Source organism: Herbaspirillum sp. GW103 (assembly GCF_000261365.1).
GTDB lineage: Bacteria > Pseudomonadota > Gammaproteobacteria > Burkholderiales > Burkholderiaceae_D > Herbaspirillum.
Genome location: NZ_AJVC01000003.1, coordinates 291,869 through 304,046, shown reverse-complemented (window position 1 = coordinate 304,046; position 12,178 = coordinate 291,869). Strand labels below are relative to the sequence as shown.

Sequence of the window (12,178 nt, the reverse complement as noted above, 5' to 3'; positions counted from 1 at the left end):
GTGATGCTGGTGTCATTTTTTTATCGGATCAATGGTCTGCCGCCGTGAATTCCTGCGCGTGCATCCAGGCAGCGTGCCGGGGCGCACGGCGGGTCCGCGACCACTCTTCGAGCATGTCCCACTTCACCTCGTCCAGGCGCTGCATCTGCTGCGCACTGGCGCAATCGGCGGCCAGTTCGATGCGGTGGCCACTGGGATCGAAGAAATAGATGGATTTGAAGATGGTGTGATCGGTAACGCCGACCACGTCGATGCCATCGGCCCGCAGGCGCTGCATGACTTCCCGCAACGTGGCTTCGCTGTCGACCTTGAAGGCGATGTGCTGCACCCAGGCCGGGGTATTGGTGTCGCGCCCCATGGGCGGAGAATTGGGGATCTCGAAGAAGGCCAGCACATTGCCCTGGCCGGCGTCGAGGAAGACGTGCATGTAGGGGTCAGGTGCCTTGGTCGAGGGCACCTGGTCTTCGGCGATGGCCAGAATGAAATCCATGTTCAGGTATTTCTGGTACCAGAGCACGGTTTCTTTGGCGTCCTTGCAGCGGTAGGCAACGTGATGGATGCGATCGATCTTCATGACAGTCTCCTGGAGGGCGTTCTTCGAATTAGTAACGGTTGTTACTATATGGACAGCCGACGGCCAGGGTCAATGTGGAAGATGGGCAAGAACGGCAGCACAGGCAGGGGTCTTGACATGGATCAAGCGCAGGACGGCTGCGTTGAATTGGTAACGTCTGTTACCATGCGGGAATGAAACTGCAATCCTTCTTTCCCTATCAACTGGCGCAACTGGCCGAGGCGGTCAGTCGTTCGGTGGCCGGTGTCTATGCCGACCGCTTCGGGCTGAGCCGTGACGAGTGGCGCATTCTGGCTGCCCTGGCCGAAGAGGGGCAGATGCAGGCCAGTGCTCTGGTGCCCCACACCTCGCTGGACAAGATGCAGGTCAGCCGCGCGCTGGCGCGCATGGAACAGGAAGGACTGGTACTGCGCCAGCCCTGTCCGGACGATGCACGCGCGCGCATCGTGCGGCCAACGGCGCAGGGCCGCAAGCTGTACCGCAAGATCGTCCCGATGGTGCAGGCGCGTGAAGCCTATCTGTTGCAGGCCTTGAGCTGTGGCGAGCGCGAGGCCCTCCTGCGCGCCATGGAGAAGATCCGCGAGCGCGCCATGCAGGCCGTGGACGCGGCCGACTGAGGCTGCTCGTTGCCAGCATCAGACCGCTAGGCGGACCAGGCCAGCTTGGGTTTTCTGACGGGGAATTCGCGGTAGACCGCCCTGCCACGCCCGGCCTCCTTGGCCTGATAAAGGGCCTTGTCGGCGCTTTCGATGAGTTCGCGCGGGAGGTAGGAAAAGCCCTCGTCGGAGGTGATGGAGGTAATGCCGATACTGACCGTGACCGTACCCTCGACGCTGGATGCGTGCGGGATAGCCCGGGCCCTGACGGCTGCCTCTATCCGTTCGGCCACGACGAGGGCACCGGCGCTGCCGCACTCAGGCAACAGCACGGAAAACTCTTCGCCCCCGTAGCGGGCCACGGTATCGATCTCCCGCTGGACGGCGCCGGAGATGGCCGCTGCAATGTTCTTCAGGCAGACATCACCTACCACATGGCCGTACCGGTCGTTGTATTGCTTGAAGTGATCGACATCGATCATCAGCAGCGAAAACGCCCCGCCCACTCGCGCAAAGCGCGCCGCTTCGGCCTCCAGCAATTCATCGAAATGGCGGCGATTGATGGCGCCGGTCAATCCGTCACGGCGCGACTGAGTCTGCAGCAACTCGAACATGGCCTCAAGTTCCGCCTGCGCCCTTACCGCATCAGCTTGTGCCCGCTCCCGCAGTGACACCTGCGCCACCATCCTGGTACCGCCGTAGCAGATCGCAAGCAGCAGGACAATGATGCCCACGCCGCGCACGATGGCATGCCTGGCCCAGCCGTGCAGGACTTCGTCCTCGGACACGGCCACGATGACAAAGAGCGGGTAATTGGCAAGGTGCTTGAAGCCATGGATGCGCAAGATACCGTCCTGCGTCGACCGGCTCTCTACCGCACCCGCCTCTTGCACCTTGATGTGCTGTTGGAACAAAGGCGACTGCGCGAGCGACTTGCCCATGGAATCGGCAAGCAGTGGCCGGCGATACAGGACCGTGCCGTCGTTCGAGCCGAACAGGATGGCACCCTGCTGCCCGATATCGAACTTGTGATAGAAGCGTTCGAAGAACTGAATGTCCAGCGTGGCCAGCACGACGCCACCAAACGAACCGTCGGGCTTGCTGACGCGGCGGCTCATGGTGAGGACCCAGTGTCCGGTCGACTTGCTGCGGATGGGCTTGCCGATGAAGGTGGTATCGGCCTGATGTGCCTGGTGATGCTGGAAATAGTCGCGGTCGCTGTTGTTGAATCGTGTTTCGAGAACCGGCTGGGAGGAGGCGATCCATCGGCCTTTTTCGTCATAGACGAACAGGCCCGCCAGTTGCGGCACCTCGCTTACGTTGCGGACCAGGAAGTTGTGCAGGCGCTCGTTGTCCGTGGTCGCCAGCCGCTTGTCCTGAACCTGCTCCATCACGGCCTTGAGCACGATGTCGACCTCGTCGAGCGCCTGGTCCGCATGCTGCGACAGGGCCAGCGCCATGTTGGCCGTGGCGCGGAAGGATTCGTCCATCTCGGTGCTGCGCTCGTGCCAGGAGGTCCAGGCCTCCAGCACGAGGATGATGATGCAGACGGCCGCCACAAACCCCTTGGCCGCCCTGGACGCCACCTTGATCGGACACACTTGCATTGCTCTCCCCTGAACGGTGACGTCTCGTGGCGCCATTATTGTTCAACCGGGCGGGCATTGCCATCAGAGATTGCCTGATCAGGATTCTCCCGATGGTATCAAAGAACCAATGCCGTATAAGCTCGGGGCGATGGGAGAAATCATGCTAAACAGTTTTGCAGAAGAGATTGCCGACCGATATGTCCTGATCATAGAGAAGCTGGCCGAGATGGCCGGAGCCAACCTGATCGTGGGCGACCTCATCCGCAATGCCACCCGCAATTGCCTGGTCGCGATGTCGGCTGCCGGTGCCGAGCCCGGTGAGATACGCCAGTACGCAGGTGGCCTGATCGGCAGGCATATCGGCGCCCTGCAGGCGCACAGCGGACGGACGCTGGCGGCATGGGTGCATGCCCGCAATCATATGGAATTCCTGCTGTTCATCGAGGAACAGGACGCGCTGCCACAGTCCCCAGAGGCGGGGGCAGTGGCCGGAGCAACGATTCACTGATCCGCTAAGCCAGCTTGAAACCCGCTGAGGTATCAGCGAGCTTGCACCGGGATGAACAGAGGCAACTTTCATCAACCGCTCACCAAACCGCAAATTTGGCGTGGACAGGGTTTTCCTGCCACCCTGTAGCCGGCGGCCCGGAAAGTATCCGTGCCGTTGGGCCTTGCATGGTGTACGGCAACGGCGCACTCCGGTCTTCACACTGAGCGTACCGAAGACGTATCCAGCTTGAAAGTCGACACCAGTCCCGCCAAGGCGCTGGCCTGCTCCATCATCGAATTGGCCGCTGCTGCAGCTTCCTCCACCAGCGCGGAGTTTTGCTGCGTGGCTTCGTCCATGTGAGTCACGGCCAGATTGACCTGGCTTATGCCGTGACTTTGCTCCTGGCTTGCATGGGAAATCTCGGCAACGACATCTGTGACCCTCTGCACACTGGAAACCACGTTTTCCATCGTCAATCCTGCTTGTTCGACCAAGCTGCTACCCTGTCCGATCTGTGCAACCGAATCGTTGATCAGCTCCGTGATTTCCTTGGCGGCCGTCGCGCTACGTTGCGCAAGGCTGCGCACTTCGGAGGCAACGACGGCAAAGCCACGCCCTTGCTCTCCTGCCCGTGCCGCTTCGACTGCGGCATTCAATGCAAGAATATTCGTCTGAAAAGCAATTCCGTCAATGACGCTGATGATGTCGACAATCTTCCGTGAGGAGGCGTTGATGCCCTCCATGGTCTTGACCACTTCACCCACTACGCTGCCACCTCGGGTGGCAACGTCGGATGCCGACACAGCCAACTGACTTGCCTGCTTGGCATTGTCGGCATTTTGCTTGACCGTGGACATCAACTCTTCCATTGCAGACGCAGTTTCTTCCAATGCGCCCGCTTGCTGCTCGGTACGAGAAGACAGGTCCATGTTTCCGGATGCGATTTCCGCAGAAGCCTGCTCAATCGTATGCGTGCCCTCGCGGACCTTTCCCACAATTGATACCAGACTGTCCCGCATCTGCTTGATGGCAAACAGCAAGCTGGTCGCATCCCCTGCCTTGGTTTGCACTGGAGAAGTCAGGTCGCCTGCAGCGATCTGCTGCGCGATTTTTGCGGCGTAGGATGGCTCACCACCAAGCTGTTTCAACAGGCCGCGTGTAATGACAACCGCGACCAGCGCAGAGCTGACGGCCACAAAAAAGGTCAATGCGGCGACAACGATAGAAGCTTTCTCGGCCATGTTCATCGTCGCCTCGTGTGCCCGGTCATTTTCGACGTCCACTTCCGCGATGACCTTGTTGATATCAAGCACAATCTGTCGACGCAACGGACTGCATTCATTGACCAGGAAGTCACGGTACTCTTCCATCTTTCCGCTCTCACGGTAAATACGCGGGCGCTTCAGTTCTTCGGCCATTTGCAGCAGACCTGTCCGCACCTTGTCGAAGGCCTTATCGCCGGAGAAACGGGATTCCATCTCTTTCAATGCCTTCAGATACACGTTCTTCTGTTCATCGACGATTGCCAGTTCCTTCTGGGCATCGCCGTCACTCTTGAAAACATAGGCGTTGCGCGCGGCAATGCCAGTTTGATCAAGTGCTTCCCGCGCAAGATATAGCGGCACCAGACGCTGATCTTGAACCGCATCGGCCACCTTGATGGATGTCGTCAAAGATCGAATGCTGGCAAGCGAAATCGCAGCGAGCGAGACGGTAAGCAACAGCAAAACCGCAAACGCCAGCGCGAGCTTGTTGCCGATCTTCATATTATGGAAAAAAGTCATTTCTGGATTCCCCTTGAATTAAATGCGAGCATTTCAAATAGATCAATCTGGAAACGACCAATCTCTGCCTGAGAAGACTATAGCCAAGGGCAGAAAATAAGGATGTAGGGATTTTCCCCATACCGTAGAGCTAGTGTTAAAAGATCGACAATTAATGCGAGTAATTATCTTTGGATGGCTGACGGTGCAGAGATGGAGGGATTTCCAATACGCCACTCAGTGCCGGCATCTCTCGTGGACGAAATGCCATCGCCGGGCCAAGTCAATCAATGGGTCAGACGTTCTCATACTCAATTGAGGAGACAGGCCATACAGCTCACATTGCGACCGCGATTTTCCTTATCTCGGCAATGCCGGCTCGCCCTTTCCTACAAAAGTTAGAGAAAAGCGCTGATCGCTGCGCCCGAAGTGACTGCTCTAGGATGATCCAGCCTTTCCGGTCCGTCGGACCGGTCCTGTGACCATACACTTTCTGGGGTAGTGACCACTATGAAGCTCGATTCGCTCGCACGTCCTTGCTTGCCCATCAGGACATTTCGTCTGATGGCTTCTCTTTCCGGCACGGTTGCACTGAGCCTGCTTGCTCAAGGCGCCCATGCAGATCCCTCACCGGCGCTGGATCGTTTCAGCCTGTCGGCAGGCGGCTATTACGTCAATCCGACCTTCAACGTCCAGGCCAATACGCGCTACGGCTCCGCTGACAGCGGTGACATCGACCGCAACCGCACCACCCTGCCGCGCTTGCGCGCCGAACTTCTGCTGGGAGACAGCCAGGGGCTGTCCTTCGATTATTTCCGCTACCGCAACGACTACAGCTACAGCACTTCGCGCTCATTCAACGTCGGCGGTACGCCAGCCATCCTGGCCGGCACAGCCAACGCCAATATCGAGGTGGACTTCGCCTCGCTGGCCTACAAGTGGTGGCTGGGCAAGGGCGATGACGTGTTCGGCATCGGCCTGGGCGCGGGTTATTACCGCGCCCACTATGATCTCAGAGCCAATGGTGTCTTCAACGGCACCACCGGTTCCCTCGATGAAAGCGATACCGAAAAGACCTTCGCACCGCTTCTTGAGCTCGGATGGAAGCACGCTTTCAGCAAGGACCTGCGACTGTATGCCGAGGCTTCGGGGGTCAAGAAAAACTGGGGGACGGTGACCGGACATATCTATGGCGCGGCTCTGGGCGTGGAATGGTATCCGCTGAAAAACCTCGGCATTGGCGCCGACTATGGCATCACCCGCATTCATATCGACCGGGATGGCGGCAGTTCGCAAGCCGCACTCGATGTGAAGCTGACCGGGCCATCGGCCTATCTGAAAGTGCGGTTCTGACAGAAGATCGCCCCAGCGGAGTCGGAACAAATTCTGTTGCCTCTCATCAAAGCGGCCGCAACAGAGCATCACTTGTACGCTATGTGCGACCTGGCGAGGAAATCATGAGTCCATCCATTCATCACCATGGGAGACAAGTCCAGGCATGGGAGCTCGGTCATCAGCGGCGGTCAGACCTTTTTCAGCCATGGCAAGCGCCGCAGCGCGTAAAAAAATCCCCGGCTCATTCGAACCGAGGATTTTTCGCCGCGCCGATTGGCTTCACGATGCCAGATCACCTCGAAGCGTGCCCAGACAAGCACGGAATTGACGCATGTGCGAAATGCTTCTCTATAGAGTAGAGGCTTACCTGGAATAGTCCAGCGCGCTGTAGCGCGACACTGCTCCTATGTTCGAGCGTCCCCGTTGAGCATCGTGCGGATGCCCACCGATCGGGTCTGAAACTACGCTACTTTCGACTTCAAGTTTGAACACTCCTACAGCCTCCTCCAGGTGCTGAGCTTGGACCTGCAGCGATTGAGAAGCTGCAGCTGCCTCCTCTACCAAGGCCGCATTTTGTTGGGTCACTTCGTCCATTTGGGTAATCGCCTGATTTATCTGTTCTATTCCGTCGCTTTGTTCATTGCTAGCCGCACTGATTTCATTGATCACCTCACTAACTCTACGAACACTGGAAACTACCTGTTCCATAGTCGCACCGGCTTCGGCGACCAACTTGCTGCCGTCTTCCACGCTAGCGACAGAGTCGTTGATTAAAACTTTGATCTCCTTTGCGGCAGCCGCGCTTCGTTGCGCCAGAGTACGCACCTCGGACGCAACTACCGCAAACCCTCGGCCCTGCTCACCAGCCCGAGCAGCCTCTACAGCGGCATTCAATGCGAGGATATTTGTCTGAAACGCGATTCCGTCAATCACGCTGATGATGTCAACGATTTTGCTGGACGACTCATGAATGGTTTTCATCGTCGCAATAACCTTGCCCACAACTTCGCCGCCACCAACCGCAACCGCCGATGCCGACAACGCCAACTGATTTGCATTGCGTGAATTTTCGGCGGTTTGCTTGACGGTCGAGGTCAATTCTTCCATTGCAGATGCGGTTTCCTCCAATGAGCTCGCTTGTTGCTCTGTTCTAGAGGAGAGATCAAGGTTGCCGGACGAAATCTCAGTGGCGCCTGCCGCGATCAAACCAGAAGAATTTCGGACCTCTCCAACGATCCCCACGAGATTTTTCTGCATCACCAACAATGAGGCCAATACGCTGTTATCTGGTACGGAGCCCTGCGTCGCGATAGATCGTAGATCTCCTTTGGCAACCTGATGCGCAATATCTACCAAGGTCGTTGGTTCGGCACCGAGAGACTTCGTTAAGCTTCGGACCGTCAGCGCACCAGAGGCAACCGCGCCAGCGATGGCCAGCAGGCATACCGCGATGAGCAACTTGCGCTCAGCTATGTAACGCTCTTCATCCTCATGAAGCAGATTTTTTGATCGTACAGTTGTTGCCTCGGCGTAGGCGTTCGCCTTTGCCGAAAGCGCATTGAGCAAAGGAATACACTCATTGTTAATTTTGTTGATCGCCTCATCTCTCCGCTGGTTTGAAGCCAGATCAACAATCGATAGGGCGACCGGTGTATAGGCCTGTTCAATTCGATCAATGTCCGCAACCATCGCTTTGATATTGAGAGGAATGTCATCGTCCGCGATCATCGCCTTCAGCTTGGAAAGGCTTTCCTGAACAACTTCATGAGATTTGATAGCCGCGGCCTTCTCCTCTTTTAGACGATTAGGGTCGGTGGCCAGAACCATATTGCGTACTGCAATTGCTCGCTCGCTGACCGCGATATGAATTTGCTCAACGAGGTGAGCGCGTGTGTTGATACCGAGGACAAAGGCACTAAACTGCTCCTGAGCAGTTCGTAAGGAATTGATTGCGATAAGCGAAGCAATACAGACCAAAAGAGACAGCCCTCCAAAGGTTAAGGTCAGTCTGGTGCGCACCGTCATATTTTTCAAATTCATCTCTAGCTCCTATGGATGTCGACTTCCTCTAGTTCGAATGCCCCCGCTTATGAGCAAGAGTTAGAAGAGTTGAAAAAATCAACCAAAAAATAATTTAATTACTAAAATTCATCATATTTAATTTTTCTGCTTAATTCAATGGAGGCGCAACAACAATAGGTCAGTCATTTCCTGATAGACGGTAAGATTTAATAAGAAGAGGAATTATGATTTTTGATAAGACGGGGCTTGTGACGCTCCCAGAGCGTTTGCCCATGCGGCGGCTTTTCACTCGGAAGGATCGGCCGGGTACCTTCGGTTAATAATGCGCCGCGAAATCAAAAGCCTGCTCGTCGACGTGCAGCAAGTCTGCGGCTATCGTCATCTCGGCAATCAGTGTCACAAAACAGCAGCTCGAGGGCTGCTGGCTTGTCGCGAAAATGGCAGCGACAATCAGGCCGAAGCACTGGCGCACGTCTAACTCCGGCCAGGCCCACGGCGACGGTTCGGCAGAATCTGCTGTCCGCGTGTCGGCTTGGGCGCTCAGAGTTAGTTACCCTCATTGGTCGGAAGTTGATAGGAACGGAAGCGGACCGCTTCTCGGCTGTCCCACTCGTTCAAAGAAAGAAACTGCGCCTGCAACGGCTCAATCGCGTTACCGCCAAAGACGGTGACGGCCTTCGTCACATCGCTGAATCCGCCGGTGTCGTTGGCCATGGCCCCAGTCATTGCGCCGGCACGCGATGCGCGTGCAAGCACATCGTCGCGCGTACAGTTCTTGATGTCGAAAAATTCGTCCTTGGCCGCGATCTCGGAAACCCGCAGGGTCTGCAGGCCACCTTTCTTGCCCCCGGCCCATTCACAAACAGGTTGCGGAAATTGTCCGGCCCTTTGCTTTTGCGCATCGCCTCACGCAGCTTGTCCACATCGCTGACGTTGCTGGCCGTGTCGGTCATGTAGAAGATGAGGCCCGTATGCGAGCCCTCGAAGTAGAGTCGGCGCACAACGTGCCGAGGCTCTGTCGCCTGGTCGATGTTGTCCTTGATGTCTTCTGGAATTTCTAACATGCCCAAGCGCAGGCAGCGCGCGCGTAGCGGGGCTTTACCGAGTCGCCCCCCGATAACGACCCTCAGTTCACTGCTGCATTTCGCCCATTGGCAGAAGATGACGTTATCCGATCAACCGATACCGAGCGCGAAAACTCATGGCAGCATGATGCTAACTACAGGCAAATCACCGATGTGGATCGCTCAAGAAATGGGGCATTCAGACCGGAGTATGACCTCTCGAGTTTACGGAAGTTGGATCAAGGATGCTCAACCTGAGGCAGGATCCAAAGCTGTTCAGATATTCAGTCACCAAACAAGAGAAGATCAAAAACGGCACCCGAAGGGTACCGTTTTTGCATCTAATCCCATCTGCTTTCAAAAAGTTTCCCACTCCTCATCCGCCCTCTTGTGATTGGACGACGAAACACTCTCCTTGAGAGCATCGCTCTGCTTGGGCAGCAGCACAGGGGCCGCTTGGCGCATTACGGGCTTTTTCGACTGGGATGGCCGTGGTGCCGCACGAGCCGGTGCGGGCGCGCCCCGGGACGGGGTCGCACCACCCACTTTGAATACCCCCACTGCCGCGCGCAACTCAACCGCCTGCTCCGACATCGCTTGCGCTGCGGCAGCGGCCTGTTCCACCAGTGCCGCATTTTGCTGTGTGACCTGATCCATCTGGACCAGCGCCTGGTTGACCTGTTCGATGCCGGCGGTCTGTTCAGAAGACGCGGCACTGATCTCGTTCATAATGTCGGTCACGTTGCGCACAGCCTGCACGACTTCGCCGATGGTCTCACCAGCCTCGTCCACTAATTGCGTGCCGCGTCCAACCCGTTCAGCCGATAACGTAATCAAGTCCTTAACGTCCTTGGCCGCTGCAGCACTACGTTGCGCCAGAGAGCGCACTTCGCTGGCAACCACTGCGAAACCGCGCCCCTGCTCGCCTGCGCGGGCGGCTTCGACTGCCGCATTGAGCGCAAGAATGTTGGTCTGGAAGGCAATCCCTTCAATCACCGTAATGATGTCGGATACCTTGCTGGAGCTATCCGAAATCTCGTTCATGGTGTCAACAACGCGACTGACCACCTCCCCGCCCTTGACCGCCAGGCTCGACGCATTCTCAGCCAGAACATTGGCCTGTTTGGCATTATCAGAGTTCTGGCGCACGGTAGAGGTCAATTGCTCCATGCTCGATGCTGTCTCCTCGAGCGAAGCCGCCTGCTCTTCAGTACGCTGGGACAAGTCGGTATTGCCGGTAGCGATCTCCCCGGCCGCCATTGTGATTGACTCACCAGAAGCCTGGATGCCGCGCACGATATTGGTCAATTGATCTTTCATGCTGGCCAGCGATGCCATCAGGCTGGTCCGGTCATTCGGATTGAGCGCCACGGCAACCGTCAGATCTCCAGCTGCGATGGACTGAGCCACCGAGGCTGCCTGAGCGGGTTCGCCGCCCAGAGCACGAAGGATGCTGCGGGTGATGGTAAAACCAGCCACGATGGCCAACAGGATAGTTAAGGAACCAGCACCAATGAGCGTCCACAACGTCGACTTGCTCAAGGTGTGGACCTGTTCGCTGCGAACCGACAGCAGTGATTTCTCGGCCTGCACGAATTCTTGCTGCACGGCACGGAAGCGATCCATGAAAATCTTGTCGTGGGTGGCACCGAAATAAGTTTGCAGTTCCTGGTTGGAAGCGCTGGCATTGGCCTCTTTTCTCAGCCTCATCAGCATCTGGTCGACTTCCTCGATCTTGTCCGTCAGATCAAGCATTTCGACCAAGCGTTTCTGCTGTGCCGGGTTGTCGGCCGTGAGCGACTTGGCCTTATCGAAGGCTATGCGAAAATTCTTGCGTCCACTCTTGTATGGATCAAGGAACGCTTCATTACCCGAGGCAACGTAGCCTCGGACGCCGGTTTCGATATTGACCATGTTGAGCAACATATCGTCGGCCGCGCCCATCACTTCATAGGTATGGACGTTCATTGCACTGGCTTCTTCAAGTCTGGAAAAATTGAACAAGGACACGCTACTGCCAATCAGCGAGACCAAGACCAACACCAGAAATGACAAGCCCAACTTCCTGCCGACCGTGAGTGACGAAAACATGTTTTCCCCTAGATGAAAATGTATTGGCGATATGGAGTTTGGGTTCGTGCATTGGCTTGCACTGGGCGCGACGATGAAAGAGCCCCCTCTTGTCGACGCGCCGACAGGCAACCGACCCTAATTTGTATTGCGACACTCGCACTGAGCTTCGACGACGGCAGGCCTTGCGATCAAGATCAATTTTCCCCGGCCGCCGTGTCAGCTTTCGAGGATTCTCTACTCACACAACAGCCCAAGCGTTACTGATGTGAATTAATTGCAAATTAATCACAAAGTCCAAGGAAAGTTGTAATCTTGTCAGTTGACCAAAAGATTACAAAGCAATCCTTTGCAGCATGTCTCATTGGGAAAACTTGACCATGCAAAGGAGAGTGGCCGCCCATATTTTTCATTCCGTTCGAGGAATAGGTGGAGCGGATTTGGTTCTTGAATATCGGCTTTTAACGCTGGCATTTTTGCTGTCATTTGGTTGCCAACCTCATCCTACTCTGGCCCATTTGACGGGCGCAAAAAAAAACGCCTAACTATTGAAATCAATAAGTTAGGCGTTTTACTCTGGCGGAGAGGGGGGGATTCGAACCCCCGATAGGCTATGAACCTATACACGCTTTCCAGGCGTGCGACTTAAACCACTCATCCACCTCTCCTGGATTT

The 12,178-nt window shown here is 56.3% G+C and carries 11 protein-coding genes and 1 tRNA gene; 4 read left to right on the top strand and 8 right to left on the bottom strand.

Annotated features, from left to right (window positions below; translation table 11 throughout):
• Window positions 1-28: 28 nt before the first annotated feature.
• On the bottom strand, window positions 29-574 hold the full coding sequence (locus GWL_RS04825) for a VOC family protein (RefSeq protein WP_008327319.1): 546 nt from the start codon (window positions 572-574) through the stop codon (window positions 29-31).
• Between the two features lie 173 nt (window positions 575-747).
• Between GWL_RS04825 and GWL_RS04820 the strand changes: the two genes are divergently transcribed.
• Window positions 748-1,191, top strand: a complete 444-nt coding sequence (locus GWL_RS04820; protein ID WP_008327318.1) for a MarR family winged helix-turn-helix transcriptional regulator — start codon at window positions 748-750, stop codon at window positions 1,189-1,191.
• Window positions 1,192-1,217: 26 nt separating this feature from the next.
• Here GWL_RS04820 and GWL_RS04815 read toward each other — a convergent pair whose 3' ends face one another.
• Entirely contained in the window at window positions 1,218-2,777 is a 1,560-nt protein-coding gene (locus GWL_RS04815) for a sensor domain-containing diguanylate cyclase (RefSeq protein ID WP_008327315.1), read from the bottom strand.
• A gap of 109 nt (window positions 2,778-2,886) precedes the next feature.
• Between GWL_RS04815 and GWL_RS04810 the strand changes: the two genes are divergently transcribed.
• Complete coding sequence (locus GWL_RS04810; RefSeq protein ID WP_237713519.1) at window positions 2,887-3,267, top strand: hypothetical protein; 381 nt, start codon at window positions 2,887-2,889, stop codon at window positions 3,265-3,267.
• A gap of 197 nt (window positions 3,268-3,464) precedes the next feature.
• On the opposite strand, the gene GWL_RS04805 is transcribed toward GWL_RS04810, so the two are convergent.
• A complete protein-coding gene (locus GWL_RS04805) occupies window positions 3,465-5,033 on the bottom strand; it encodes a methyl-accepting chemotaxis protein (RefSeq protein WP_034350099.1) in 1,569 nt (522 codons plus the stop codon).
• Window positions 5,034-5,576: 543 nt separating this feature from the next.
• On the opposite strand from GWL_RS04805, the gene GWL_RS04800 reads away from it, so the two are divergent.
• Window positions 5,577-6,365, top strand: coding sequence for a hypothetical protein (locus tag GWL_RS04800; protein ID WP_008327311.1), 789 nt, complete (start codon window positions 5,577-5,579; stop codon window positions 6,363-6,365).
• Between the two features lie 345 nt (window positions 6,366-6,710).
• Here GWL_RS04800 and GWL_RS24080 read toward each other — a convergent pair whose 3' ends face one another.
• Window positions 6,711-8,387: a methyl-accepting chemotaxis protein gene (locus GWL_RS24080; RefSeq protein ID WP_008327304.1), complete on the bottom strand. Its 1,677-nt coding sequence runs from the start codon at window positions 8,385-8,387 to the stop codon at window positions 6,711-6,713.
• Window positions 8,388-8,691: 304 nt separating this feature from the next.
• Here GWL_RS24080 and GWL_RS23275 point away from each other — a divergent pair, with 304 nt between their 5' ends.
• On the top strand, window positions 8,692-8,847 hold the full coding sequence (locus GWL_RS23275) for a hypothetical protein (protein WP_008327302.1): 156 nt from the start codon (window positions 8,692-8,694) through the stop codon (window positions 8,845-8,847).
• A 68-nt stretch (window positions 8,848-8,915) separates the two neighbouring features.
• Here the strand turns inward: GWL_RS23275 and GWL_RS23845 are convergent, their stop codons facing one another.
• The 4 genes from GWL_RS23845 to GWL_RS04780 all read right to left on the bottom strand — a co-directional run bounded on the left by GWL_RS23845 (window position 8,916) and on the right by GWL_RS04780 (window position 12,171).
• Window positions 8,916-9,083 carry a bacteriophage capsid portal protein gene (locus GWL_RS23845; RefSeq protein WP_008327300.1) on the bottom strand — a complete coding sequence of 56 codons (168 nt, stop codon included), beginning with the start codon at window positions 9,081-9,083 and terminating at the stop codon, window positions 8,916-8,918.
• Window positions 9,084-9,091: 8 nt separating this feature from the next.
• Window positions 9,092-9,433 (bottom strand): hypothetical protein, encoded by a 342-nt coding sequence (locus tag GWL_RS23840; RefSeq protein WP_237713518.1) that lies wholly within the window; start codon window positions 9,431-9,433, stop codon window positions 9,092-9,094.
• A 357-nt stretch (window positions 9,434-9,790) separates the two neighbouring features.
• A complete protein-coding gene (locus GWL_RS04785; protein WP_034350095.1) occupies window positions 9,791-11,524 on the bottom strand; it encodes a methyl-accepting chemotaxis protein in 1,734 nt (577 codons plus the stop codon).
• A gap of 556 nt (window positions 11,525-12,080) precedes the next feature.
• Window positions 12,081-12,171, bottom strand: a tRNA-Ser gene (locus GWL_RS04780).
• Between the last annotated feature and the right edge of the window lie 7 nt (window positions 12,172-12,178).